Origin of the sequence: Streptomyces sp. NPDC046805, from assembly GCF_040645355.1 — a bacterium.
Lineage (GTDB): Bacteria > Actinomycetota > Actinomycetes > Streptomycetales > Streptomycetaceae > Streptomyces.
In genome coordinates this window covers 74,884-99,219 of the sequence record NZ_JBEYYC010000021.1, presented here as the reverse complement: position 1 = coordinate 99,219, position 24,336 = coordinate 74,884, and the positions used below count along the sequence as shown (strand labels likewise).

23 protein-coding genes are annotated in these 24,336 nt (G+C 70.3%); 15 read left to right on the top strand and 8 right to left on the bottom strand.

Features of this window, described 5'->3' with window-relative positions; translation table 11 throughout:
- Positions 1 to 78 precede the first annotated feature (78 nt).
- Positions 79 to 1,257: a saccharopine dehydrogenase NADP-binding domain-containing protein gene (locus ABZ910_RS22805; protein ID WP_361367992.1), complete on the top strand. Its 1,179-nt coding sequence runs from the start codon at positions 79 to 81 to the stop codon at positions 1,255 to 1,257.
- A gap of 68 nt (positions 1,258 to 1,325) precedes the next feature.
- Here the strand turns inward: ABZ910_RS22805 and ABZ910_RS22800 are convergent, their stop codons facing one another.
- Positions 1,326 to 2,021 (bottom strand): endonuclease V, encoded by a 696-nt coding sequence (locus tag ABZ910_RS22800; protein ID WP_361367989.1) that lies wholly within the window; start codon positions 2,019 to 2,021, stop codon positions 1,326 to 1,328.
- Positions 2,022 to 2,082: 61 nt separating this feature from the next.
- On the bottom strand, positions 2,083 to 2,415 hold the full coding sequence (locus tag ABZ910_RS22795; RefSeq protein ID WP_361367987.1) for a plasmid stabilization protein: 333 nt from the start codon (positions 2,413 to 2,415) through the stop codon (positions 2,083 to 2,085).
- 302 nt (positions 2,416 to 2,717) lie between these two features.
- Between ABZ910_RS22795 and ABZ910_RS22790 the strand changes: the two genes are divergently transcribed.
- The 4 genes from ABZ910_RS22790 to ABZ910_RS22775 all read left to right on the top strand — a co-directional run bounded on the left by ABZ910_RS22790 (position 2,718) and on the right by ABZ910_RS22775 (position 7,238).
- On the top strand, positions 2,718 to 3,134 hold the full coding sequence (locus ABZ910_RS22790) for an SsgA family sporulation/cell division regulator (protein ID WP_361367983.1): 417 nt from the start codon (positions 2,718 to 2,720) through the stop codon (positions 3,132 to 3,134).
- A 312-nt stretch (positions 3,135 to 3,446) separates the two neighbouring features.
- Positions 3,447 to 5,072: an ABC-F family ATP-binding cassette domain-containing protein gene (locus ABZ910_RS22785; RefSeq protein ID WP_361367980.1), complete on the top strand. Its 1,626-nt coding sequence runs from the start codon at positions 3,447 to 3,449 to the stop codon at positions 5,070 to 5,072.
- Between the two features lie 154 nt (positions 5,073 to 5,226).
- Positions 5,227 to 6,003 (top strand): dimethylargininase, encoded by a 777-nt coding sequence (gene ddaH / locus ABZ910_RS22780; protein ID WP_361367977.1) that lies wholly within the window; start codon positions 5,227 to 5,229, stop codon positions 6,001 to 6,003.
- A gap of 260 nt (positions 6,004 to 6,263) precedes the next feature.
- The gene (locus tag ABZ910_RS22775) at positions 6,264 to 7,238 is read left to right on the top strand and encodes an acyl-ACP desaturase (RefSeq protein ID WP_361367974.1); all 975 of its coding nucleotides are present in this window, start codon (positions 6,264 to 6,266) and stop codon (positions 7,236 to 7,238) included.
- A gap of 27 nt (positions 7,239 to 7,265) precedes the next feature.
- On the opposite strand, the gene ABZ910_RS22770 is transcribed toward ABZ910_RS22775, so the two are convergent.
- A complete protein-coding gene (locus tag ABZ910_RS22770) occupies positions 7,266 to 7,496 on the bottom strand; it encodes a WhiB family transcriptional regulator (RefSeq protein ID WP_361368131.1) in 231 nt (76 codons plus the stop codon).
- Positions 7,497 to 7,759: 263 nt separating this feature from the next.
- Here ABZ910_RS22770 and ABZ910_RS22765 point away from each other — a divergent pair, with 263 nt between their 5' ends.
- Complete coding sequence (locus ABZ910_RS22765) at positions 7,760 to 8,557, top strand: VOC family protein (RefSeq protein ID WP_361368129.1); 798 nt, start codon at positions 7,760 to 7,762, stop codon at positions 8,555 to 8,557.
- 249 nt (positions 8,558 to 8,806) lie between these two features.
- Here the strand turns inward: ABZ910_RS22765 and ABZ910_RS22760 are convergent, their stop codons facing one another.
- Entirely contained in the window at positions 8,807 to 9,844 is a 1,038-nt protein-coding gene (locus ABZ910_RS22760) for a LacI family DNA-binding transcriptional regulator (protein WP_361367971.1), read from the bottom strand.
- Between the two features lie 91 nt (positions 9,845 to 9,935).
- On the opposite strand from ABZ910_RS22760, the gene ABZ910_RS22755 reads away from it, so the two are divergent.
- Positions 9,936 to 10,316, top strand: a complete 381-nt coding sequence (locus ABZ910_RS22755; RefSeq protein WP_361367968.1) for a hypothetical protein — start codon at positions 9,936 to 9,938, stop codon at positions 10,314 to 10,316.
- Between the two features lie 16 nt (positions 10,317 to 10,332).
- Here ABZ910_RS22755 and ABZ910_RS22750 read toward each other — a convergent pair whose 3' ends face one another.
- Complete coding sequence (locus ABZ910_RS22750; RefSeq protein WP_361367965.1) at positions 10,333 to 11,331, bottom strand: multicopper oxidase domain-containing protein; 999 nt, start codon at positions 11,329 to 11,331, stop codon at positions 10,333 to 10,335.
- 189 nt (positions 11,332 to 11,520) lie between these two features.
- On the opposite strand from ABZ910_RS22750, the gene ABZ910_RS22745 reads away from it, so the two are divergent.
- Complete coding sequence (locus tag ABZ910_RS22745) at positions 11,521 to 14,007, top strand: ThuA domain-containing protein (protein ID WP_361367962.1); 2,487 nt, start codon at positions 11,521 to 11,523, stop codon at positions 14,005 to 14,007.
- A gap of 14 nt (positions 14,008 to 14,021) precedes the next feature.
- Complete coding sequence (locus ABZ910_RS22740; RefSeq protein ID WP_361367959.1) at positions 14,022 to 16,229, top strand: family 16 glycoside hydrolase; 2,208 nt, start codon at positions 14,022 to 14,024, stop codon at positions 16,227 to 16,229.
- 1 nt (position 16,230) lies between these two features.
- Here ABZ910_RS22740 and ligD read toward each other — a convergent pair whose 3' ends face one another.
- A complete protein-coding gene (gene ligD / locus ABZ910_RS22735) occupies positions 16,231 to 17,277 on the bottom strand; it encodes a non-homologous end-joining DNA ligase (RefSeq protein WP_361367957.1) in 1,047 nt (348 codons plus the stop codon).
- 73 nt (positions 17,278 to 17,350) lie between these two features.
- On the opposite strand from ligD, the gene ABZ910_RS22730 reads away from it, so the two are divergent.
- From ABZ910_RS22730 to ABZ910_RS22720, 3 genes are all read left to right on the top strand, one after another.
- Positions 17,351 to 18,424: an ATP-dependent DNA ligase gene (locus ABZ910_RS22730; protein ID WP_361367954.1), complete on the top strand. Its 1,074-nt coding sequence runs from the start codon at positions 17,351 to 17,353 to the stop codon at positions 18,422 to 18,424.
- A gap of 149 nt (positions 18,425 to 18,573) precedes the next feature.
- Positions 18,574 to 19,590: a DUF3048 domain-containing protein gene (locus tag ABZ910_RS22725; RefSeq protein ID WP_361367951.1), complete on the top strand. Its 1,017-nt coding sequence runs from the start codon at positions 18,574 to 18,576 to the stop codon at positions 19,588 to 19,590.
- A gap of 117 nt (positions 19,591 to 19,707) precedes the next feature.
- Positions 19,708 to 20,268, top strand: a complete 561-nt coding sequence (locus tag ABZ910_RS22720; protein ID WP_361367948.1) for a GNAT family N-acetyltransferase — start codon at positions 19,708 to 19,710, stop codon at positions 20,266 to 20,268.
- A gap of 50 nt (positions 20,269 to 20,318) precedes the next feature.
- Here the strand turns inward: ABZ910_RS22720 and ABZ910_RS22715 are convergent, their stop codons facing one another.
- Together ABZ910_RS22715 and ABZ910_RS22710 are read right to left on the bottom strand one after the other, a co-directional pair.
- On the bottom strand, positions 20,319 to 20,921 hold the full coding sequence (locus tag ABZ910_RS22715; RefSeq protein ID WP_361367945.1) for a hypothetical protein: 603 nt from the start codon (positions 20,919 to 20,921) through the stop codon (positions 20,319 to 20,321).
- A 9-nt stretch (positions 20,922 to 20,930) separates the two neighbouring features.
- A complete protein-coding gene (locus ABZ910_RS22710) occupies positions 20,931 to 21,671 on the bottom strand; it encodes a helix-turn-helix domain-containing protein (protein ID WP_361367942.1) in 741 nt (246 codons plus the stop codon).
- A gap of 223 nt (positions 21,672 to 21,894) precedes the next feature.
- On the opposite strand from ABZ910_RS22710, the gene ABZ910_RS22705 reads away from it, so the two are divergent.
- Genes ABZ910_RS22705 through ABZ910_RS22695 form a run of 3 tightly spaced genes read left to right on the top strand, consistent with a single transcriptional unit; the run spans position 21,895 to position 24,334 of the window.
- Positions 21,895 to 22,560, top strand: a complete 666-nt coding sequence (locus ABZ910_RS22705) for a DUF4097 family beta strand repeat-containing protein (protein ID WP_361367939.1) — start codon at positions 21,895 to 21,897, stop codon at positions 22,558 to 22,560.
- Between the two features lie 29 nt (positions 22,561 to 22,589).
- Positions 22,590 to 23,552, top strand: a complete 963-nt coding sequence (locus tag ABZ910_RS22700) for an ATP-binding cassette domain-containing protein (RefSeq protein ID WP_361367936.1) — start codon at positions 22,590 to 22,592, stop codon at positions 23,550 to 23,552.
- On the top strand, positions 23,549 to 24,334 hold the full coding sequence (locus ABZ910_RS22695; protein WP_361367933.1) for an ABC transporter permease: 786 nt from the start codon (positions 23,549 to 23,551) through the stop codon (positions 24,332 to 24,334). Before ABZ910_RS22700 ends, ABZ910_RS22695 begins: the two co-directional genes overlap by 4 nt.
- Positions 24,335 to 24,336: the final 2 nt, after the last annotated feature.

Here is a 24,336-nt window from a genome sequence, read left to right as displayed (position 1 = left end):
GGCCGACGCGCGCTCCGGACTCTCCACGCTAGCCTCGGCCACCGACAGCGGCACGGGGCTGCACGAGTGAGGGGTGTCATGAGCAGGCTGAACCGAACGGAACGTCCCTACGACGTCGTGCTCTTCGGAGCCACCGGATTCGTGGGTGCGCTCACCGCGGAGTACCTCGCCGCGCACGCGCCCGCGGATCTGCGCTGGGCCATCGCCGGCCGCGACGAGGCGAAGCTGCACGCGTTGCGGGAGCGGCTGCCGGGCGGGGCGGAGCCGGGTGTGCTCCAGGCGGACGTGTCCGACCCGGCGGCCGTGCGCCGGATCGCCGAGCACGCGCGCGTGGTCGCCTCGACCGTGGGCCCGTACGTCCGTTACGGCGAGGAACTCGTCGCCGCCTGCGCGGACACCGGGACCGACTACCTCGACCTCACCGGCGAGCCCGAGTTCGTGGACCTCATGTACGTCCGCCACGACGCACGCGCGCGGGAGACCGGCGCCCGGCTGGTGCACGCCTGCGGATTCGACTCGGTCCCGCACGACCTCGGGGCGTACTTCACCGTCCGGCAACTGCCCGAGGGCGTGCCGCTGACCGTGGACGGATACGTGACCGCCGACGCGGCCATCTCCGGCGGCACCCTCGCCTCGGCCCTCAACCAGATCGCGCGCGGGCGGCAGATGCTGGCGGCGGCGCGGGACCGCGCCCGCCACGAGCCGCGGCTGGTGGGCCGCCGGGCCAGCGCGCCGACCGGGGCGCCCCGGTTCGCCAGGGAGGTGGGAGCGTGGGCGCTGCCGCTGCCGACCATCGACGCGCAGATCGTGCAGCGGTCGGCGAAGGCCCTGGAGCGGTACGGCCCCGACTTCCGCTACCGGCACTACGCGGCGGTGCGGCGGCTGCCCGTCGCCCTGGGCGGGGTCGCCACCGTGGGCGCGGCTGCCGTGGCCGCCCAACTTCCGCCCGTGCGCCGCTGGTTGTCCGACCGGCTGAGGCCCGGGGACGGGCCGAGCGCGGAGAAGCGCGCCAAGAGCTGGTTCCGGCTCCGCTTCGTCGGCGAGGGCGGCGGCCGGCGCGTGTTCACGGAGGTCAGCGGCGGCGACCCCGGCTACGGCGAGACGGCGAAGATGTTCGCCGAGGCGGCGCTCTCCCTGGCCTTCGACGACCTGCCGCCGACGGCCGGCCAGGTCACGACGGCGGCGGCGATGGGCGACGCCCTGACGGAGCGCCTGCGCGCGGCGGGGATCACCTTCCGGGTGGCGGCCGCCTTCTAGGGGCCATCGCGGACATCTGGCCTCAGGGCCGGGAGACTGCCGGCCTTCAGGCCGGGGGCTTCCGGCCTTCAGAGGGCGTCGCGCAGCGCCTGGCGGCACAGCGCGTCCGCCCTGCGCGTCGTCTCCGGCAGCCGGTGGGCCGGGGTGAGGGCCAGCGTGTGCGCGCAGGCGTTGTCCAGGCTCACCCGGTGGCCGACGGAGACGAAGACCGGCTTGACGGCATCCCGGGTGCGCAGGGCGCGGCCGACTTCCTCGCCGTCCGCGAGGAGCGGGGAGGCGCTCCCGCGCGCGCGGGCCGGTTCGTCGTACGTGAAGGTGAACGGGTTCTTGGCGACGCCGATCGTGGGGAGCCCGGTGAGCACGCCGAGGTGACTGGCGAGGCCGAAGCGGCGGGGGTGGGCGAGCCCGTAGCCGTCGCACACGACCAGGCCGGGCGGGCACGGCAGCGCGCCGAGGGCGGCCAGCACGGTCGGGATCTCCCGGAAGGCGAGCAGCCCCGGCACGTACGGGAACGAGACGTGGCCGACGGCCGTGGTCTCGGCGACGACCTCCAGGGTCGCCGCGTCCAGCACGACGGCCGCGGCGGCGACCAGGTCCCGCGCGTCGTCGTAGGCGACGTCCACGCCCGTGACATGCCCCGATCCGGGCGGCGGCCCGGGCTCGTCCTGCACCACGCGCCCGCGCAGCTCCTCCTGGACAGCGCGGGCCTGTTCCTCCGTCGCGGGCCAGCCCGCGGGAACGTGTACGGTCGGGACGGTCGTCATGGTGGGCACGAGCGTAGGGCCTCGGACCTGGGGCGCGGGCCCGGGGGTCCGGAAGGCGGGGTCAGCTCTTCCTGCGATCCAGTGCGCGTTGCAACTGCTCCTTGTTCATGTCCGAACGGCCGTGGATGCCGCGCTGCTTGGCCTCCTCGTAGAGCTGGTCGTAGGTGGGCCCCTGCGCGCCCCTGTGCGAGCGCTGGCCGCCCCGCTTGCCCGAGGACATGTCCTGCGTCGACGTGCGGCTCGCGGTCTTCGACTCGCCGGCCCGGGCGCGTTCCTTGTTCACCGTCCGGGCGGCGATCTCCTCGGCGCGCTCCGTGCTCTCGCCCCGGTCGAGCGCGCTCTCCTTGATGTGCTCGTACTGGCGTTCCCGCTTAGGGCTGGAACCACGTGGCATGACCGCTCACATCCTTTCGCGTGCGGTGACCGGGTACCCGCGTTCCGGCGGGTTGCCTCAGCCCTTCAGCCGCGCCACGCGCTCCCCGCTCGCCCGCCACCCAGGATGCCGACCGCCCCCCACGGCACCACAGAACCACCGGCCCCTCCCGTGCATGGGCTGGGTGACGGAGGTCACCCGGAATTCATGGGCCTCCCTGCCCACGGAATGGTTCATTCCGTCGTCTCTTCCCGTACCAGCACTCATCCGCCCGGAAGTTCGTCGAATCGATCAGCTGTCCAGCCGTCACAAGGGAGCAGGCGTTGTCCACCGTCATCGAGCAGCCCGTGGAGGCCCGCCTCGTCGCCGCCGCGCCGCGCATGCCGACCATTCCCGCCACGCTGCGCTACGACCGGCGCGACCCGTTCGCCGTCCGGATGTCCTTCCCCGGCCCCGCCACCCTGGAGGGCGTGGAGGTCTGCTGGACCTTCTCCCGCGAGTTGCTCACGGCCGGGCTGGACGCGCCTGAGGGCTACGGCGACGTCCGGGTGCGGCCGTACGCCTACGACCGCACCGTCCTGGAGTTCCGCGCCCCCGAGGGCACGGCCGTCGTCCACGTCCGCTCGGGCGAGATCCGCCAGTTCCTGCAGGCGACCAACGACCTGGTCCCCACCGGCCTGGAACACCTTCAGCACGACCTCGACCAGGGCCTGGCCGAGCTGCTGCGGGACGCCGGCTGACCGGCACCCCGGCACCGGCCGCGCTCGTCGTCGGTGCGTCGATTTAATGCGTTGACAGCCCTCGCGCCCCCTCCGTACGGTTCACAGCGGTTCTGCTGCCGTCGACAGGAGAAGGACGTTGCTCGTCTGAGGTCCGAAGGACACCGCGTCACACACCTGAGGTGTGTGCGTGGCGTGCGACCTCGGCGTCCGAGCCGTCCCCCGGCACAGGGCATCTCCCCTGGCCCTGGCTTCCCGGTTGCCCGCTCGCGGTGTCTCGACACGTGTTCGTCCTGACCGCACCCACGCCACCGCGAGGCCCTTATGTCACGCATGTCCCCCTCCCTCACCTGTACGTCCCTGTCCTTCGCCTGGCCCGACGGCACCCCCGTCCTCACCGGCCTCGACATCGCCTTCAGCCCCGGCAGAACGGGCCTCGTCGGCGCCAACGGAGCCGGAAAGTCCACCCTGTTGAAGCTGATCGCCGGTGAACTCACCCCGTCCGGCGGCACGGTCCGGGTGGCGGGCGAGGTCGGCTACCTCCCGCAGCACGTCACCCTCGACACCTCGCTCCGGGTCGACGAGGCGCTCGGCATCGCCGCCCGGCGGGCCGCGCTGCACGCCATCGAGGCGGGCGACGCGTCCGAGGAGCACTTCGAGGCGGTCGGCGACGACTGGGACGTCGAGGAGCGCGCTCTCGCCACGCTCGGCGAACTCGGCCTCGGCCACATCGGCCTGGACCGCACGGTCGGCGAGCTGTCGGGCGGCGAGTCGGTGCTGCTGCGCCTGGCCACGCTGCTGCTGCGCAGCCCGGACGTCCTGCTGCTCGACGAGCCCACCAACAGCCTCGACCTGTATGCGCGCCGGCGGCTCTACGCGGCCGTCGCGTCCTGGCCGGGCATCCTCGTCGTGGTGAGCCACGACCGTGAACTCCTCGAACTGGTCGACCAGATCGCCGATCTGCGCTCCGGCGAGGTCACCTGGTACGGCGGCACCTTCACCGCCTACGAGGAGGCGCTCGCCACCGAACAGGAGGCCGCCCAGCGCATGGTGCGCGCCGCCGAGGCGGACGTGCGCAAACAGCAGCGCGAACTGGCCGACGCCCAGGTCAAGCTGGCCCGCCGCCAGCGCTACGGCCGGCGGATGTCGGAGGAGAAACGCGAGCCGAAGATCGTCATGGGGGCGCGCAGACGCGCGGCGCAGGAGTCCGCGGGCAAGCACCGCATCCTGCACGAGGAACGGCTCGCCGACGCCCGGGAACGGCTCGACGAGGCGGCGGAGGCCGTGCGGGACGACGACGAGATCCGCGTCGACCTGTCGTACACGGCCGTACCGCCGGGCCGCGACGTCCTCACCCTGCGAGACCTGGAACTGCCGTACGGCGCACGGATCGACGGCGTCCTCGACGTGCGCGGCCCCGAGCGCCTCGCGCTGATCGGGCGCAACGGCGCGGGCAAGACCACGCTGCTGCGCACCATCGCCGGGGAGCTGACGCCCGCGGCCGGCGAGGCGACGGCGCACGTCCCGCTGCGGTTCCTGCCGCAACGACTGGACGTCCTCGACGGCGAGTCGACCGTGGCCGAGAACGTGGCCCGGTTCGCGCCGAAAGCCACCGTCAACCGGGTCCGGGCCCGCCTGGCCCGCTTCCTGTTCCGGGGCGCACGCGCCGACCGGAAGGCCGCGACCCTGTCCGGCGGCGAACGCTTCCGCGCGACCCTGGCCGCACTGATGCTGGCCGAGCCGGCACCCCAGCTACTGATGCTCGACGAGCCGACGAACAATCTCGACATGGCGAGCGTACGGCAGCTGACGACGGCTCTGGAGTCGTACGAGGGAGCGCTGATCGTGGCCTGCCACGACCTGCCGTTCCTCGACTCCCTCGGTATCACACGCTGGTTGCTGCTGGAGAACGGGAAGGTGAAGGAGACCACTCGGGAGGCCCTCGACGGCACCGCCTGACACAACTGCCCCTGCACCAAAGGGGCGAAGCGCCTCCGTGCGGCAACAGGCCGGGCGCCTAGGGTTTTGCCGAAGCGAACCCGCCCTGCATGATGACGGATCGGCGTCGCATGATGGAGCGCCGCACACCACCCCGCCGATACGGAGATCCGCCGTGCCCAGCAAGAAGGCCCTCGTCCGCCGCCCCAGCCCGCGCCTCGCCGAAGGCCTGGTCACGCACATCGAGCGGGGCAAGGTCGACGTGGGGCGCGCGGTCAAGCAGTGGGAGGCGTACGTCGAGGCGCTGCGCAAGCACGACTGGGAGATCATCCAGGTGGACCCGGCCGACGACTGCCCTGACTCGGTGTTCGTCGAGGACACCGTCGTCATGTACAAGAACGTGGCACTGATCACCCGCCCCGGAGCCAAGTCCCGACGCACCGAGACGATCGGGGTCGAGGAGGCCGTGGCCGCCGTCGGCTGCTCGGTGAACTGGGTCTGGGAGCCGGGCACGCTGGACGGCGGTGACGTCCTGAAGGTGGGCGACACGATCTACGTCGGCCGCAGCGGGCGCACCAACGCGGCCGGCGTGCAGCAACTGCGGGCCGCCTTCGAACCGCTGGGCGCGCGCGTGGTCGCCGCGCCGGTCAGCAAGGTGCTGCACCTCAAGTCGGCGGTCACCGCGCTGCCCGACGGGACGGCGCTGGCACACATCCCGAGCATCGACCGGCCGTCCCTGTTCCCGCGCTTCCTGTCGGTGACCGAGGAGGCCGGCTCCTCCGTGGTGCTGCTCGGCGGCAACAAGCTGCTGATGTCGGCGAGCGCGCCGAAGACGAAGGACGTGCTCACCGACCTGGGATACGAGGTGATCACCGTGGACATCAGCGAGTTCGAGAAGGTCGAGGGATGTGTGACGTGCCTCTCGGTGCGGATGCGGGGCCTGTACGCCTGAGCCGGTGACGCGGCTCACCGACAGCCCCGGGACCTGCGAGTCCCGGGGCTGTCCGGCATGTCCGGGTTCGGCACGGGAAAACCAGCACGTCCGTGATCTTTACGCCGTGCTTAGCCTGGGGCTTCGTAGCCTACGGAACCTACGGGTTCGTAACCTACGGCCTCGTAGCCTACGATCACGTAGGTTTTCCGGCACCGCTCGCCGGTTCTCCCCTTTTTTCATGTCGTCCCCCTGTGTTCGCCGTCCTTTTGGAGTCCCCCGTGACGATCACTTCCCCTGACCTCGGCAGCTCGACCGCATGGACCGACGCACGGCTGCTGTACGCGCTGGAGGAAGTGGTCGAGAAGGAACTGAACCGGCACCTGAAGGTCGCCAAGGACTGGATGCCGCACGAGTACGTCCCGTGGAGCGACGGCCGTAACTTCCCCGGCCTCTTCGAGGACGGCGAGGCCTGGGGCAAGGAGCAGTCCAAGGTCACCGAGATCGGCCGCACCGCGCTCGTGGTGAACCTGCTGACCGAGGACAACCTGCCCAGCTACCACCACGAGATAGCCTCGCTCTTCGGCCGGGACGGCGCCTGGGGCACCTGGGTGCACCGCTGGACGGCCGAGGAGGGCCGCCACGGCATCGTGATGCGCGACTACCTGCTCACCTCGCGCGCGGTGGACCCGGACAAGCTCGAGCAGTTCCGCATGGCGCACATGAGCGAGGGCTTCGAGTCCGACAACCGGCACTCGATGCTGCACTCGGTCGCGTACGTCGCCTTCCAGGAGCTCGCCACCCGCATCTCGCACCGCAACGCCGGCCACCAGTCCGGCGATCCGGTCTGCGACCGCATGCTGGCCCGCATCGCGACCGACGAGAACCTGCACATGGTCTTCTACCGGAACCTGCTGAAGGCGGCCTTCGAGCTCGCCCCCGACCTGACGATGCAGGCCGTCCGCGACGTCGTGGTGAACTTCCGCATGCCCGGCCACGGCATCCCCGGCTTCGAGCGCGCCGCCGCCCAGATGGCGATCGGCGAGGTCTACAACCTCCGCATCCACCACGACGACGTCATCCAGCCCGTGCTGCGCTTCCTGAAGGTCCTGGAGATCGACGGGCTCGGCCCGGAGGGCCGGCAGGCGCAGGAGGAGCTGGGCCTGTTCATGGGCGGCCTGGACGCCGAGGCTCTGAAGTTCGACGAGAAGCTGGCCGCGCGCAAGGCGCGCATGGCGGCCCGCGACGGAAAGTAAGCGGTACGACGCGAGGAGTACGGCGCCTCAGCGTGCCGTACGCCTGAGCGCCAGCCGCTCCTTCTCCGACAGACCGCCCCACACGCCGAAGCGCTCGTCGTGATCGAGCGCGTACTCCAGACAGGCCGGGCGGATCGGGCACAGGCCGCAGATCCGCTTCGCCTCCCGTACGGAGCTGCCGGGCTCGGGAAAGAAGAAGTCCGCCCCCGTCTGCGCACACAACGCCTCCGCCTGCCAGGCGAGGTCGGGCGCCGTGATGGTGCCGGTGTGCGCGAGCGTTTCGGTACGCGCGAGCGCTTCGGTGCACGTGACCGGTTCGGTACGCGTGATCGTTTCGGCGCGCGTGATCGTTTCGACGTTCGTGGCCAGGGTGTGCATGGCCATGATCGTGCCGACCGGCGAAAAACGTCTGATCAACGCCGGGTCAACACCCGCGTCCGGCGGCTTCGGGGCAGCGAGTGTCAGTGGGCGGTGCGAGACTCGGCAGAGCAGAGGACGGGCCCCTTCCGAGGAGGGCGATGATGCTCACCACCCGTTTCGTCGACGGCGCTCCGGACTGGATCGATGTCGGCACGCCCGACATCGACGGCGCCCTCGCCTTCTACGGCGGTCTCTTCGGCTGGCAGTTCCGCTCGGCGGGGCCCGACGCCGGAGGCTACGGCTTCTTCCAGCTGGACGGCAGAACCGTCGCCGGGGGCATGCAGATCGGCGCGGAGCAGGGTCCGCCGTCCTGGACCGTGTACTTCCAGAGCGCGGACGCGCAGGCCACCGCCAAGTCCGCCGAGCAGGCGCGCGGCCGGGTGCTGATCCCGCCCACGGACGTCATGGGGGAGGGCCACATGGCCGTCCTCGCCGACCCTGCGGGCGCACGGTTCGGGCTCTGGCAGCCCGGGCGCACCAAGGGCGTGGCGGTGGCCGGGCACCGCGGTTCGCTGAGCTGGGTCGAGCTCTACACGCCGGACATCGCGGCGGCGGCCGCGTTCTATCACCGCACGCTGGGCCTGGAGACCTCCGCGGTGCCCTTCCCCGGCGGCACGTACACCTGCGTCAACCCCGCCGAAGGCGGCGAGGAGGCCATGTTCGGCGGGATGGTCCGGCTGGGAGACGATCCGACGGAGGCGGAGGCCGGCACCGGCGCGTACTGGCTGCCGTACTTCGACGTCGAGGACCCGGACGCCGTGGTGGCCAAGGCGCGAGAGCTGGGCGGCACGGTCCGCATGCCCGCCACCACCCTGGAGGGCGTGGGCCGCATGGCCAAGCTCACCGATCCCTACGGTGCCCGCTTCGCCGTGATCAGGAGCGACCCGCCGCAGGAGTGAGGCGGGGGCTACGAGAGAGATCGCGGGCTAGGGCCTCTCTTCCGGATCTTGCCGGGGTCGCGGGCCCTGGCACGCACATCTGCCTCGTTGTCGTCGGTCGTCGACGCTCCCCCACGCTCGGCTTTGCTCGCGCGGGGGGACCCCCACCGTCGACTCCCTCCCCCGCCTTGCAGCTGCACGCACCAGACCCCGCTCGGGTCGGCCAGGAGGCGTGGTCAATTGGAGCCAGCCTGATCCGGAAGAAAGGCCCTAGGCGGAGGCGCGCCGTACGAGTGTCGTCGGCAGGACGACGCCCGACGGCGCACCCGCCGCGTTCTCGTCCTGATCACTCCGGTCCGGGCCGCTCAGCAGCAGCCGGGCCATCAACCGGCCCATCTCCTCGATGTCCTGACGGATCGTCGTCAGGGGAGGGTCGGTCTGTTCGGCGACGGGCAACATGTCGTCGAAGCCGACCACGGCGACGTCCTCGGGCACCCTCCGTCCGCTCGCGCGCAGCACGCGCAGGGCACCGGAGGCGCTGAGGTCGTTGGCGGCGAACACGGCGTCCAGGTCCGGGCGGCGGTCGAGGAGTTCCCGCATGGCGCGCTCACCGCCGGCCGAGGTGAAGTCGCCCTCCGCGACGAGCTGCGGATCGGCGTCCTGCGTGACGTCCCGGTACCCGTCGCGCCGGTCCACCGCGGACGTCTGGTCGAGAGGGCCGGTGATGTGCGCGATCCGGGTCCGGTCGAGTCCGAGCAGATGCCGTACGGCGTCACGGGCGCCGCCCCGGTTGTCACTGTCGACGAAGACAGGGCCGTGCGTGCCGTCGCTCCATCCGGGCCGCCCGCCGAACACCGTGGGCACACCGGCGCCTTGGATCAGTCCGGGCAGTGGATCGTCCAGGTGCAGGGAGAAGACGAGCGCACCGTCGACATGGCCACCGGCGAGATAGCGGGCCACGCGCACGTGGTCGTCGCGGCCTTCGGTCAGCAGCAGGACGAGCTGGTTGTCGTGGGCCGTCAACTCCTTGCTTATTCCGCGCAGTTGCAGCCCGAAGAAGGGGTCGGCGAAGACACGTGTCTCCGGTTCGGCGACGACGACGGCGACGGCGTCGTGCCGCCTCGTCACCAGGCTGCGCGCCGCCTGGTTGGGCACGTAACCGAGCTCGTCCACGGCCCGCCGAACGCGCTCGGCGAGGGGTTCCCTGACCCCGCCCCCGCCGTTCACCACCCGGGACACGGTGGCCCGCGACACCCCCGCCCGTGCGGCCACGGCCTCCAACGTGGGACGCGACACTGCCTCGGTCACTTCGGGACTCCTCACCGCAGTTGCGCGTCAGGATAGCCCGGGGGCGTGCGGGCCTGTTCCGACCAGACCCTGCGGATCTAGCATCCGCCGTATGACCAAGGGGTGGAGAGCACTGATCGGGGCAGCGGCGGCGAGCGCGTTGTGCTGGGGCGTGGCCGGGGCGGTGCATCTGGGTTTCGTCTACCACGGTCACGGGCGGCACGGCGGCTGGACCCTTCCGGAGGGCGGGGGGCTCTACGAGGCCGCGATGTGGGTGGGGGCCATCGTGACCCTGTACTCCGTTCCCGGGCTGATCCGCCGCAAGGAGTGGTGGGTGGCGCTGAGTCTGAGCCTGGGAACCGCACTGGGCGCGGTGTCCGTACTGCTCCTGGGGCAGGGACCACGGTACTGGGTCACCGCGGCGGCCATGGTCGTGGTCGGGATTGCGGCACCCGTGGTGAGCCTGGCGTGGGGCCGTCATCATCCGATCTAGGCGGATCGGGGCCGGCCTAGTGCGCGTGGAACGCGTGGGACGCGTCGGGCTCTTGGGGCGCAGCGGACTCGTGGGATCCGTGAGGCTCGTACCCAGGGATCGTCCCGTCCGGCTTCTTCACCAGGAACAGGCCCACCATCCCCATGTCGGAGTGGCTCTGGACGTGGCAGTGGTACATCCAGGCACCCGCGCCGACGCCCTCCCCCGCCACCACCTGGAAACCGAAGGAGTCTCCCGGGCCCACGATCCTGTTGTCGATCACCTGACTGGGGTCGTCGGGGCCGATGAGCAGGCCGGTGCGGTTGTCGGCCCAGCGGTGACCGTGCAGGTGGAACGTGTGGTAGTACTCGCCGTGCGTGATCATCACGAACTCGACGCGGTCGCCGACCGTGGCCTCGAAGTCCGGACCGGTGTGCGGCGGGCGGTTGTTGATGGTCATGTCGTTGAAGACGACGGTGTACGTGCGGTCGGGCAGGACGTCGCCCTTGCGGCGGACGATCACCGGGCCGTAGAGGCCCTTGCGGATGCCGCCGGTGCCGTGCTCGGTGCCGACCACGTGGTCGTGGTAGTGCCAGTAGCCCGCGCTGCCCGCCCGCCAGGTGCCGTCGCCCCGCCGGCCGGGGGCGTGGGTGCGCCAGGTGTAGGTGCGGGTGCCACCTGGCTCGACGTCGCTGTGGTTCAACTTGGTTCCGTCGCTGGATACTTCGTAGTCGAGGCCGTGCACGTGCAGGCTCGCGGCGACGTCCATGGTGTTCTCGAACTCGATGTGCAGCGTGTCGCCCTCGGTGAGCTCGATCAGCGGACCGGGCACGCTCGCCTTGCCCTTCTCGAAGCCGTAGCCCATCTGCCCGTCGGCGAGCCTCTCGGCGTACAGCTTGAGGTGTCTGACCTCGCCGCCTGCCGGTGCCGTGCTCGTCCGTCCTTCGGCGCGGGCGGACTCGGGGGCCAACGACAACGATGTCGCGACGGCGACGCCACCGAGTAGTACCCGTCGGTTGAACCCGCGTCTGTCCATGCCGAACTCCCCATCCTCTCAACGGACTTCACGGAGCACATCTGTGATGAACCTGTCAGACGATACCGGGCGCACACCCGTTTATCCACAGTCAGGACAAAGTTCGTGCGATCGCGGTCATAGGTATTGGCGAGTCGCGCAAAGGGGCCTACCTTTCGTGGCGCTGTTGCCGTGACCGAGGAGGTGCCCATGCACTTACGAGGGTTGAGCGCAAGAAGCACGAAGAGACGCGTCTGGGTGGCCACCGTGACCGCCGGAGTCGTCGCGGGGGGACTGCTCTCGGGCCCCGCCGCGCACGCGCGCCCGGCGCCGGAGCCGCCCCTGACAACGATGTCGATCAAGTCGCCGCCGGGCGGCGCGAACGTGCGGGTGCTGATCTTCTACGGTTCCGCCGCGGCCGGGGAGGAGTCGCCGGTGGTGAACGCCGGGATCGAGGCGATCGAGAAGATCGGCCTGTCCGGCCCGGCGAACCGGCGCTTCAAGGCCGAGGCGACCGACGACGCATCGATCTTCACCGACGCCACGAAGCTCGGCCGCTACAACTCGGTGGTCTTCCTGACCGGCGGCGGAGATGTCCTCGACCCGGAGCAGGAAGCGGGACTGGAGTCCTACATGGAGGCGGGCGGCGGCTTCGTCGGCATCCATGACGCGGCCCGCGCCGAGCCGTACTCGGACTGGTTCACCGGTCTCGTCGGCGCCCGCCCGGCCACGGGCAGCCCAACCACCGTGCAGCGGGCCACGGTTGAGGTCGGCGACCGACAGCATCCGGCCACCAAGGACCTGCCGCTCCAGTGGAAGCGCCCCGATCAGTGGCTCAACTGGGTGAAGAACCCGTCCGGGGACGTGCACACCGTGGCACGGGTGCGCGAGTCGACGTACCAGCCGGGCGCTGGCGCCAATGGCTGGGATCACCCGGTGAGTTGGTGCCGGGACTACGACGGCGGCCGGTCCTTCTACACCGGCATGGGGGGCACGGTGTCGTCGTACGACGAGACGGACTTCCGCGACCACCTGCGCGGCGCCCTGCTGTGGACGACCAGGCTGGTGCGGGCCGACTGCAAGGCGACCATCACCGCCAACTACAAGGCCGAACGCCTCACCCCGCCCAACCAGCCCGGCCAGAACGACCAGATCGGCGAACCGCACGGCCTGGTCACCGCGCCCGACGGCCGGGTGCTCTACATCGGCCGCGGCGGCGCCGACTCCTCCCATCCCGTGATCACCGACTGGAACAACCCCGACGTCGGCAAGGGCAACGGGCAGATCCACGTCTACGACCCGAAGACCAAGAAGGTCACGCTGGCGGGCGAGTTGTCGGTGTTCGGCAACAAGGGCGGCGGCGACGAGCTGACCAAGGTCGAGGAGGGACTGCTCGGCATCGAGATCGACCCGCGCTTCGAGCAGAACGGCTGGGTGTACCTGCACTACACGCCCCACTCCCAGCTCGACCGGGACACACAGACGGCCGAGCGCCGCGTCTCCCGCTTCACCCTCGACCTCGCCACGAACAAGCTGGACCTCGGCAGCGAGAAGGTGCTTCTCAAGTGGCCCGTACAGGTGCACAGTTGCTGCCACGCGGGCGGCGGGATGACCTGGGACTCGAAGGGCAACCTGTACATCGCCACGGGTGACAACAACTCCAGCGGCTTCAGCGGCGGTTACTCGGGCAACAACCCGCAGCCCAACTACAAGGGCGTGTCCTTCGCCGACGCGCGCCGCACCGCCGGCAACACCCACAACCTCAACGGCAAGATCCTGCGCATCCATCCGGAGCCGGACGGGACGTACACGCTCCCGGAGGGCAATCTCTTCACCGGCAGGGAGACCGCCGAGGGCGGCGGCAAGACGCGCGGCGAGATCTACGTCATGGGCGTGCGCAACCCGGCGCGCATCTTCGTCGACAAGACCACCGACATCCTGTACGCGGGCTGGGTCGGCCCGGACGCGGGCGAGCCGTCGACGGTCTGGGGGCCGGCCAAGTACGACACGTTCGCCGTCATCACCAAGGCGAGCAACCGAGGTTGGCCGTACTGCATGGGCAACAAGCAGCCCTACCGGGACCGCAACCTGCCCGACCCGTCGCAGCCGCTCGGCTGGTACGACTGCGACCACCCGAAGAACGAGTCGCCGAATAACGACGGCCTCGTCGACCTCCCGCCGGTCACCGGCAACAACATCTGGTACTCGCCGCAGGGCGGCGCCCCGGACTACCCGCGTGACGCGAACGGCATCCCCTCGTACAAGAAGGAGGAGGCCACCTACCGGCTGCCGTGGCTGAAGGGCGGCGGTCAGGCGGCGATGAACGGGCCCGTCTACCGCTACGACACGGCGAGCACCAGCGACGTGAAGTGGCCCTCGTACTGGGACGACAAGTGGTTCGTCGGCGACTTCTACGACGGCAGCCAGCCGCGCAACGCCGTGCTCATGGACCCGAGGACGCAAGGAGACGGCGGGCTGCCGGTGCACTCGGAGTCGCTGAAGAAGATCGTGCCGGTCGGCAACGACGGCATCAAGAACCTCATGGACTGGAAGTTCGGCCCGGACGGCGCGCTGTACGTCCTCGACTACGGCCGGGGCTTCTTCACCTCGGACTCCAAGTCGGCGCTGTGGCGGGTCACCTACACCGGAGGCGGTCCGACGCCGGCCGCCGACCAGCTGGCGAGGGGGGAACAGTGACATACCGACCGTGGATGCGGCGACGTCAACGAAGAGTCTGGACGGTCCTGTTGGCCGCCCTGCTGATGATGCTCGGGCTGCACGTCACGCCCGCCGATGCGCGCCCCGAGGCTCCCGCCCGGGCCGCCGCCGCCCAGGTGCTGACCTGGACGGCCGGCGACGACATCACCAAGTACGCCTCGGCGCCCACGACGGCGGTGGCCGGTGCGGCGACGATCGTCTTCGAGAACAGCGCGGCGACCGGCAACACCATGGGCATGCCGCACACGTTGACCTTCGAGACGTCCGACCCCGAGTACAACAGCGACGTCCAGCTCAACATCCTCGCGGGCCCGTACGACGACCAGGGCGGTCGCCACACGGCCGAGGTCACCCTGACCCCGGGCCGCTACTTCTACCACTGCACGATCCCCGGCCACGGCCAGATGCAGGGCATCCTGGTGGTGACCGAGGGCGGCGGCACGGACACCACGGCGCCCGCGACGTCAGCGAACGTGGACGGCACACGCAACGCTCAGGGCCAGTACGTCGGTTCGGCGAGCGTGACGGTCACGGCGAGCGACGAGGGCGGCTCGGGCGTGGACCGGATCGAGTACGCGGTCGGTGACACGGGCGCCTGGCAGCCGTACACCGCACCCGTGGTGATCGACCAGGTCGGCGACCACAAGGTCCGCTATCGGGCCACCGACAAGGCCGGCAACACCGCCGCGGAGAAGAGCGTGGCGTTCACGGTCGTCGCGCCGCCGTCGGACGACACGACACCGCCGGACACCTCGGCGACGGTCAGCGGCGAACGCAACGCCGACGGGGCCTATCTCGACATGGCCACGGTCACGGTCTCGGCCTCCGACACCGGTTCCGGGGTCAACACCATCGAGTACGCGGTCGACTCCGGCGCCTGGCAGCCTTACACCGCACCGGTGATGGTGCACCAACTCGGCGCGCACACCGTGCACTACCGGGCCACCGACAAGGCGGGCAACACCGCCACCGACAAGAGCGTCGAGTTCACGGTCGTCGCACCGCCCGCACAGGACACCACTCCCCCGGTGACGGGCGTGAGCGTCGACGGCACGCGGAACTCCGACGGGGCGTACGTCGGGAGCGCCAAGGTGACCGTGAGCGCGACGGACGAAGGCGGTTCGGGTGTCGCGGCCGTCGAGTACTCGCTGGACGGCGGTCCCTATCTCGCCTACGGCGGGCCGGTCGTCGTCGACCGCGTCGGCGCGCACACTGTGGCGTACCGGGCGACCGACAAGGCGGGCAACACGGCCGAACCACGGACCGTGAGCTTCACGGTCGTGCCCGGAGGCGGGGTACCCCCGCCCGACTGCCCGGAGTTCGACGAGCGGTTGACGGTCATCGTCGGTACGGTCGACTCGGGCGTGCCCAACCGGGTCACGAACAACCGGTGCCGTATCAACGAGTTGATCGAGGACGAGAAGGAGTGGACGTCCCAGGCGCTGTTCCTGAAGCACGTCAAGACGGTCCTGGACAAGCTGCTTGCGGAAGGGGTCATCGACAAGCGCGAGGACGCGGCGATCCAGAAGGCGGCCCGCCAGTCCGGGATCGGCAAGCCCGGCCAGACCACCGGCTACCGCAAGATCTTCGACGGCAGCTCCGATTCCTTCGCCCAGTGGGAACACGTGGGCGGCGGTTCGTTCGGGCTGAACCCCGACGGGACGGTCACGAGCGGCACCACCACCGGCGGACTGGGCATGCTGTGGTACCCGCAGCGCAAGTACGGCGACTTCTCGCTCAAGCTCCAGTGGCGTGACGACGCCCCGGGCACGGGAAACGCCAACTCGGGTGTGTTCGTGCGCTTCCCCTGGGTCCACGACCACCCGGAGGAGCCGCGGCCGGAGTGGGTCGCCATCAAGTACGGGCACGAGGTGCAGGTGCTCGACCGGCCCGACGGCGACATGTACAAGACGGGCTCGATCTACGGGTTCGACCGGGTCGGGCTCGAGGGCGCCGGCGTCACCCCGAAGGGCACCTGGAACGACTACGAGATCCGCGTGGTCGACCAGCACTACTCGGTGTACCGCAACGGCGTCCTGATCAACGAGTTCGACAACACGGGCGGCCAGGAGTTCTACCCGCCCCGCGCCGACGACCCGGGCACGGACGGCCGGCGGTTCGCCTCCGGCTACATCGGGCTCCAGGTGCACAGCACGACGGATGTGATCTCGTACCGCGACATCAGGATCAAGGAGCTGTAGGTCACGGCGGGGGCGCCTCTTCCCGCGCCTCCTCCTGCGCCTTCTTCTTCGCACGGCTCGGCTGTACCCGCTTGGGTTCCCCCGGCATCTTCGGATACTCGGGCGGGTACGGCAGGTCGCCGAGCCCGTGGTCGTGCTCGTCCTTGCGCGCGAGCTCCAGGAGCGCGTCGAGGGAGTAGGCGTGGTCGTCCATGTCCGCGTGCACATCGCCGAGTTCGGCGAAGCGCGCGGGCATCGTCGCGAGATCGAAGTCGCGGGGGCGTGCCTCGCCGACCTCCTCCCAGCGCAGGGGCGCGGAGACGGTGGCGTACGGCCGCGGTCGTACCGAATAGGCGGACGCGATGGTGCGGTCACGCGCGGTCTGGTTGTAGTCGACGAAGATCCGCTCGCCGCGCTCCTCCTTCCACCACTTGGTCGTGACCCGGTCCGGCATCCGCCGTTCCAGCTCCCGGCCCGCGGCGATCGCGGCACGCCGCACCTGCGTGAAGGTCCAGCGGGGCTCGATGGGCACGAACACGTGCAGGCCGCGGCCGCCGGAGGTCTTGGGCCAGCCGCGCAGCCCGCCGAACTCCTGGAGCACGGCGCGCAGTTCGAAGGCCGCGCGTACGGCGTCGTCGTAGTCGGTGCCGGGCTGCGGGTCGAGGTCGATGCGGAGTTCGTCGGGATGGTCGACGTCGTCGCGCCGCACCGGCCACGGGTGGAAGGTGAGCGTCCCGAACTGCGCGGCCCACAGCACGGCCGCCTCCTCGGTCGGGCACATCTCGTCCGCGCTGCGCCCGCTGGGGAAGGTGATGTGGGCGGTGGGGATCCAGTCGGGCATGTTCTTGGGCGCCCGCTTCTGGAAGAAGGACTCTCCGGTCACCCCGTCCGGATAGCGTTCCAGGGTGGTGGGCCGGTTGCGCAGGGCGCGCAGGATGCCGGGCCCGACCGCGATGTAGTACCGGGCGAGGTCCAGCTTGGTGAATCCGGGCTCCGGGAAGAAGACCTTGCCGGGACTGGACAGCCGTACGGTCCGGCCGCCCGCTTCCAGTTCCACCGCGTCACCCATGCGGCCACGCTAGGCGTACCGCCCAGGGCACGCACCCCGGGCGACATGGACCGAACACGCACAGAATCGGAACATGGACCTCCCGGTGATGCCGCCCGTGAAACCGATGCTCGCCAAGTCGGTGGCGAAGATCCCGCCGGACATGCACTACGAGGCGAAGTGGGACGGTTTCCGGGCGATCGTGTTCCGCGACGGGGACGAGATCGAGCTCGGGAGCCGTACCGGCAAGCCGTTGACCAGGTACTTCCCGGAACTGGTGGCGGCGCTGAAGGAGCGGCTGCCCGAGCGCTGCGTTCTGGACGGCGAGATCGTGATCGCCCGCGAGGGCCGGCTCGACTTCGACGCGCTGACCGAGCGCATCCACCCGGCGGACTCCCGGGTGCGCATGCTGGCCGAGAAGACCCCCGCCTCCTTCGTCGCCTTCGACCTCCTCGCGCTGGACGACGAGTCGCTCCTGGACGTCCCGCTGACGGACCGGCGCGCCCTGCTCACCAGGGCGCTGTCCGGCGTGACGGCACCCGTGCACCTGGCGCCGGCGACCACCGACATCGAGGTGGCCCGGCAGTGGTTCGAGCAGTACGAGGGGGCGGGTCTTGACGGCGTCATCGCCAAGCCGCCCGGCCTGCGCTACCGGCAGGACGAGCGCGCCATGTTCAAGATCAAACACGAGCGCACGGCGGACGTCGTGGTCGCCGGCTACCGCTTCCACAAGAGCGGCCCGGTGGTCGGCTCGCTGCTCCTCGGCCTGTACGACGACCGGGGCGTCCTGCAGCACGTGGGCGTGGCCGCCGCCTTCTCCATGAAGCGGCGCGCCGAGCTGGTCGAGGAGCTGGAGCCGCTGCGCCTGGACGACGCGTCCGAGCACCCGTGGGCGGCCTGGTCGGACGAGGCCGCCCACGAGACGGCCCGACTGCCCGGGGCACCGAGCCGCTGGTCCGGCAAGAAGGACCTGTCGTGGGTCCCGCTCAGGCCGGAGCGGGTGGCGGAGGTGGCGTACGACCACATGGAGAACGGAGCCCGCTTCCGGCACACGGCCCGCTTCCGCCGCTGGCGCCCGGACCGCACACCCGAGAGCTGCACGTACGCCCAGCTGGAGGAGCCGGTGGGCTACGACCTGGCGGAGATCCTGGGTCCACGAAGCGACTGACGTGCCCCCATAAGCAGTGGGGTCTGAGCCGAACGGCCCAGACCCGCTCGCGATCAGAAAGAATCGGGTATAGGCACTGATGGCCTGATAACCGCACAATCAATGACACAGAATTGGCGGCAACGGTGGCAATCGCGGCAATCATGGGTATGGGGCACGGAACGCGCACACGGCGCGCGGCGACGACGGCGGTCCTGCTGGCCGCCACGGTGACGACCTCCCTCATGACGGGCTGTACGACGCACACCGGCGGCGCGTCCGTGGACAACCGCAGCCCTGGCGGCGCCCCGAGCAAGAGACCGGTGCCGAGACACAGCATCGCGCAGGGCGGCCCCAAGGGCACCGGTCCGGTCCTCGCGGTGAAGATCGACAATGCGAGCATGGCCCGCCCGCAGACGGGCCTGGACTCCGCTGACGTCGTCTACGCCGAGCAGGTCGAGGGCGGCCTGAGCCGCCTCGTGGCGGTGTACGCGTCCAAGCTCCCCGACGCCGTCGGACCGGTGCGCAGCGCCCGCGAGTCGGACCTGGAACTCCTGCGCCAGTTCGACAAGCCGACCCTCGCCTTCTCCGGAGCCCAGAGCAAGCTGCTCCCCCTGATCGACAAGGCCCCGCTCCAACCCCGTACACCGGACAACACGTCCGACGCCTTCTTCCGCGCCCCTGATCGCCCCGCGCCCCACAACCTCTACCTGCACCCGAAGGCGCTGCTGCCCTCCACGCCGGGCACAACCGCGCTCACGGCCGGCTTCACCTACGGCGCGGCCCCCTCGGGCGGCCGGCCGCAGAACTCCCTCACCGTGCGCTATCCGGCGGCCGGCTTCACCTTCACCTGGTCCGCGGCCCGGTCCCGCTGGCTGGTCTCCATGGACGGCTCCTCCACCCCCACCGTCACATCCGGCGGACAGCAGGTGGCTCCGGCGACGGTCGTCGTGCAGCACGTCAAGGTGCGCCCGTCCGCGTTCCACGACTTCCTCGGCAACAACACGCCGTACACGGAGACGGTGGGCTCGGGCAAGGCGGAGGTACTGCGCAACGGTCGTGCCTTCGATGCCACTTGGTCGCGCGCCAGGGCCGACGAGGGCACCACGTTCACGACACCGGAGGGCGCGCCGCTGAACTTCGCCCAGGGCCAGGTGTGGGTGGTCTTCGCACCGACTGCGGGCTGATCGCCGGGACGAAAATGCGGAGGGCGGGGCCCCTCGATCGCGTATGGGACGCATAGCTCATCGAGCAACTGCCTTCGAATGGCGGTAGTTTGACGCCGACGAAGGAGAGAGAGCCACATGCAACAGCAGTCGCGACTGAACGCCCCTCGCCTCACGGCCGAGGCCCTCAGGACCGTACGGCTGGACCTGCTGCCGCTTCGTGTCGCGCACGCGGAGGAGATGGCCGCGGTGCTGTCCGATCCGTCCCTGCACACCTTCATCGGCGGCGCCCCGGACACTCCGCAAGCCCTGCACTCCCGCTACCAGCGCATGACCGCAGGCTCACCCGATCCGTCCGTCACCTGGCTGAACTGGGTGATCCGGCACCGCGACGAGGCCTGCTTGACGGGCACGGTCCAGGCGACGATCGGCCCCTCCGGCCCAGGCCCCGGTCTCATCGCCGAGATCGCCTGGGTGGTGGGGACCGCGTGGCAGGGCAGAGGCATCGCCACCGAAGCGGCCCGGGAACTCGTCGCGTGGCTCAGCCGGCAGCCGGTACCGGTGCAGGCCGTCATCGCCCACATCCACCCGGAACATCAGGCATCCGCCGCCGTGGCCACCGCCGCCGGACTCACGCCCACCGACGAGTGGCACGACGGTGAGATCCGATGGTTCCGGCAGATCGGACGTACCAAGTAGCAAGTAGCAAGTAGCAAGTAGCACCTACGGGTTACCGGGCTGACCACGAGTCAGAGAAGGTCCCGCCAGAAGGCGACCGTTGCTCTCGGGTTCCAGCTCTCGTCGACGTCGCCGCGTGCCTCGTCGAACTCCCGGTGCATGTAGTCGACCAGGTCCAGCCCGTAGTAGATGACGTCGGTCTGCCACAGCGAGAGCACCGGATGCCCGTGGCTCCCGCGGCCGGCCGGGAGATACCGATGGCCATACACGGGCACCAACACCGGTGCGTCCGCGAGACGTTGCCGGGCCGTGGCCAGTGCCGCCGCGCGGTCGTCCGGACGCTCACCCCAGCCCTCGTACCAGAAGCCGTTGTGCTCGACGCTCAGGAGGACGCCCTTCACCGGCCGGCCGAGCCGATCGCGCAGCCTGTCCGGATCCCCGCCGCGCCAGTCGGGCCAAGGATCCGACCAGGTCTGTCCCTCCTCTGGAGGGACGTTCACCGGAAGGCCGGCCGCGAGGAACGCACGGTGGTCGTCCGCGAACTCAAAGCCGTACTCGCCCTCGATGCGCGCGAACTCGGCGTCCGACAGCCCCGGTTCGAACTCGTAGAGTCCGGTCCGCGCCAGACGATGTGCGGCTTCCGCACCCAGACGTGCCCCTTGATGAATGATCACCACCGCACGCTACGGCTTGGCAGTGCCGTCCGAGGTCGTTTCGGGCCTCGTGCAGAGGACTTCGCGGGCTTGCTCCGCGGCGCGAATCATGCTTTCGCCGACGAAGTCGACGAAGCGGGCGATGTTCTCGAGGCGAATGGCGGCCGGGGTGTCGGGGCCGAGGATGCTGACGCCCTGTCGTGCGGTCTCGGCGAGCTGGGCGTGGGTTCGGGCGCTGGCGATCATCCCCTGGTACCAGACGTCGTTGTCGGCGACGTAGCGCTCGCGGCGGCGTTCGTCGCGCTCCCGGCGGACGAGGTTCATGCTCTCGAGGAGCCCGATGGTCTTGGAGACGGACGCCGGACTGACCTGGAGGTGCTGGACGAGTTCGGACGCAGTGAGGCTGCCGGAGTCACTGGTGTAGAGGCAGACCAGCACCCGGGACGCCATCTTGGGCAGGCCCTGTTGCATGAGGAGGGTGGTGAACGCCTCCTCGTACTCGCGCAGGGCCTCGCTGTCGCGCCCATGGGCCTCCAGGGGCGCCTTCGACCCCCTTGGCGCGACTTGCCTGCGGCGGTGGGCGCGGCGTTCGGTGGCGCGGTGGGCGAGGTCGGCGCGGTAGGCGGCGGGGCCGCCGTTGCGCATGACCTCGCGCGTGACGGTCGAGGTCGGGCGGTCGAGGCGTCTGGCGATCTCCGCGTAGGCGAGGTCGTCGGCCAGTCCCAGTGCGATCTGCTGGCGTTCCTGCTGGGTGAGCCTGCCTCCCGGCATCGCGGCCTCCTTCATGGTCTGCGGTGTCTGCCAATATAGCGTTCACTTTCGATCCATTGCAACGAAGCCGGGGAGGGGCGTTGCGTTAGATTCAGAACCGTTGCAACGATTTCCCTGAACTCACCTGTGATTATGGTGATTCCGCGCAACGAGTCTGTTGCCGGGACTATGAATGCAACGTAGCTTTTCCGTCATCGGAAACATGAAGACGAAGGAGAGCACGATGCAGAAGTTCGACACCCCGGCCCCGGTCTCGGTCGTCCTCGACATCCCCGCCGGGCGCGTCCAGTTCATCGCCGCCGACCGCGCCGACACCAGGGTCGAGGTCCTGCCCGCCAACCCCTCCAAGATCCGTGACGTGAAGGCGGCGGAGCAGATCGACGTCGCCTACGCCGACGGTATCCTGCGGATCCGGACGCCCGAGCCCAGGAACCAGCTCTTCGGCCCCTCCGGTGCGCTGGAGGTCACCGTCCAACTGCCCGCCGGCTCCCGCGTCGAGGGCAAGGCCGCCGGCACTGAACTGCGCGGCGTCGGCCGCCTCGGCGACGTCGCCTTCGAAGGCGCGTACTGCCGGATCAAGCTCGACGAGACCGCGAGCCTCCGCCTCACCGCGACCGACGGTGACGTCGAGGTCGGCCGGCTGGGCGGCCCCGCGGAGATCAGCACCCCGAGGGGCGACATCCAGATCGCCGAGGCCGTGCGCGGCACGGTCGTGCTCCGCACCCAGTCCGGCGACATCACGGTGGCCGCCGCCCACGGAGTCTCCGCCGCCCTCGACGCCGGCACCGACCACGGCCGCGTCAGCAACTCCCTCAAGAACGACGGCACCGCCGAGCTCGACATCCGCGCCACCACCTCCCACGGCGACATCACCGCCCGAAGCCTCTGAACGCCCTCAGATTCCAAAGGAGTTCATTCATGACCGGCTTGGCCATCGCGGCGAACAGGCTGCGGAAGTCCTACGGCGACCAGACCGTCCTCGACGGCGTCGACCTGGCCGTCGAGGAAGGAACGATCTTCTCCCTGCTCGGCCCGAACGGCGCCGGCAAGACCACCGCCGTCAGGATCCTCTCCACCCTCATCTCCCCCGACCCCGCCTCCGGCCAGGTCCGCGTCGGCGGCCACGATCTCGCCACCAAGGCGCAAGCCGTGCGCGCCGCGATCGGCGTGACGGGGCAGTTCTCCGCCGTCGACGGCCTGATCACCGGCGAGGAGAACCTGCTCCTCATGGCCGACCTGCACCGCCTCTCCCAGCAGGAGGGGCGGCGGGTCACCGCCGAACTGCTGGAGCGCTTCGACCTCACCGAGGCGGCGAAGAAGCCCGCCTCCAGCTACTCCGGCGGCATGAAGCGCCGCCTCGACATCGCCATGACCCTGGTCGGCAGCCCGCGGATCATCTTCCTCGACGAGCCGACCACCGGCCTCGACCCGCGCTCCCGGCACACCATGTGGCAGATCATCCGCGAGCTCGTCACCGGCGGGGTCACCGTCTTCCTCACCACCCAGTACCTGGAGGAGGCCGACGAACTCGCCGACCGCATCGCCGTCCTCCACGACGGCACGATCGCCGCCGAAGGCACCGCCGAGGAGCTCAAGCGGCTCGTCCCCGGCGGACACGTCCGCCTCCGCTTCACCGACCCCGCCGCCTACCGGTCCGCCGCCTCCGCGCTCCGCGAGGCCTCCCGGGACGACGCAGACCTCGCCCTGCGGATCCCCAGCGACGGCAGCCAGCGCGAACTGCGGTCCATCCTCGACCAGTTGGACTCCGTCGGCATCGAGGCCGACGAGCTGACCGTGCACACCCCCGACCTCGACGACGTCTTCTTCGCCCTGACCGACCGTGCCGGCATCCCCAACCAGCCCAAGGAGACCGCCCGATGAGCTCCCTCGCCCTCGCCGTCCGCGACTCCTCCACCATGCTGCGCCGCAACCTCCTGCACGCCCGGCGCTACCCCTCCCTCACCCTGAACCTGCTGCTCACCCCGATCATGCTGCTCCTGCTCTTCGTCTACATCTTCGGCGACGCGATGAGCGCGGGCATCGGCGGCGGAGGTCGCTCCGCCTACATCGCCTACATCGTCCCCGGCATCCTGCTCATGACCATCGGCTCCACCACGATCGGCACCGCGGTCTCCGTCTCCACCGACATGAACGAGGGCATCATCGCCCGCTTCCGCACCATGGCCATCCACCGCGGATCCGTGCTCTTCGGACACGTCGTCGGCAGCGTCCTGCAAACCGTCATCAGCGTCGTCCTCGTCGGCGCCGTCGGTGTCGCCATCGGCTTCCGTTCCACCGACGCCACCCTCCTGGAATGGCTGGCGGCACTCGGACTGCTCGCACTGGTCGCCCTGGCCTTCACCTGGATCGCCGTCGGCATGGGCCTGAGCAGCCCCAACGCCGAAGCCGCAAGCAACAGCGCGATGCCCCTGATCCTCCTGCCCCTCATCTCCAGCACCTTCGTCCCCATCGACGCGATGCCGGGCTGGTTCCAGCCGATCGCCGAGTACCAGCCGTTCACGCCCGCCATCGAGACCCTGCGCGGACTCCTCCTCGGCACCGGGATCGGCAACAACGGATGGCTCGCCGTCGCGTGGTGTCTCGGCCTCACCGTGCTCGGCTACCTCTGGTCCACCTCGCAGTTCAACCGCGACCCGAAGTGAAC

Bases quoted from the DNA above. Each gene is read 5' to 3' on its own strand.
- ABZ910_RS22805 (WP_361367992.1), top strand. From the start codon at position 79: ATGAGCAGGCTGAACCGAACGGAACGTCCCTACGACGTCGTGCTCTTC.
- ABZ910_RS22800 (WP_361367989.1), bottom strand. From the start codon at position 2,021: ATGACGACCGTCCCGACCGTACACGTTCCCGCGGGCTGGCCCGCGACG.
- ABZ910_RS22795 (WP_361367987.1), bottom strand. From the start codon at position 2,415: ATGCCACGTGGTTCCAGCCCTAAGCGGGAACGCCAGTACGAGCACATC.
- ABZ910_RS22785 (WP_361367980.1), top strand. From the start codon at position 3,447: ATGTCCCCCTCCCTCACCTGTACGTCCCTGTCCTTCGCCTGGCCCGAC.
- ABZ910_RS22765 (WP_361368129.1), top strand. From the start codon at position 7,760: ATGCTCACCACCCGTTTCGTCGACGGCGCTCCGGACTGGATCGATGTC.
- ABZ910_RS22755 (WP_361367968.1), top strand. From the start codon at position 9,936: ATGACCAAGGGGTGGAGAGCACTGATCGGGGCAGCGGCGGCGAGCGCG.
- ABZ910_RS22750 (WP_361367965.1), bottom strand. From the start codon at position 11,331: ATGGACAGACGCGGGTTCAACCGACGGGTACTACTCGGTGGCGTCGCC.
- ABZ910_RS22745 (WP_361367962.1), top strand. From the start codon at position 11,521: ATGCACTTACGAGGGTTGAGCGCAAGAAGCACGAAGAGACGCGTCTGG.
- ABZ910_RS22740 (WP_361367959.1), top strand. From the start codon at position 14,022: ATGCGGCGACGTCAACGAAGAGTCTGGACGGTCCTGTTGGCCGCCCTG.
- ligD (WP_361367957.1), bottom strand. From the start codon at position 17,277: ATGGGTGACGCGGTGGAACTGGAAGCGGGCGGCCGGACCGTACGGCTG.
- ABZ910_RS22730 (WP_361367954.1), top strand. From the start codon at position 17,351: ATGGACCTCCCGGTGATGCCGCCCGTGAAACCGATGCTCGCCAAGTCG.
- ABZ910_RS22725 (WP_361367951.1), top strand. From the start codon at position 18,574: ATGGGGCACGGAACGCGCACACGGCGCGCGGCGACGACGGCGGTCCTG.
- ABZ910_RS22720 (WP_361367948.1), top strand. From the start codon at position 19,708: ATGCAACAGCAGTCGCGACTGAACGCCCCTCGCCTCACGGCCGAGGCC.
- ABZ910_RS22710 (WP_361367942.1), bottom strand. From the start codon at position 21,671: ATGCCGGGAGGCAGGCTCACCCAGCAGGAACGCCAGCAGATCGCACTG.
- ABZ910_RS22705 (WP_361367939.1), top strand. From the start codon at position 21,895: ATGCAGAAGTTCGACACCCCGGCCCCGGTCTCGGTCGTCCTCGACATC.
- ABZ910_RS22700 (WP_361367936.1), top strand. From the start codon at position 22,590: ATGACCGGCTTGGCCATCGCGGCGAACAGGCTGCGGAAGTCCTACGGC.
- ABZ910_RS22695 (WP_361367933.1), top strand. From the start codon at position 23,549: ATGAGCTCCCTCGCCCTCGCCGTCCGCGACTCCTCCACCATGCTGCGC.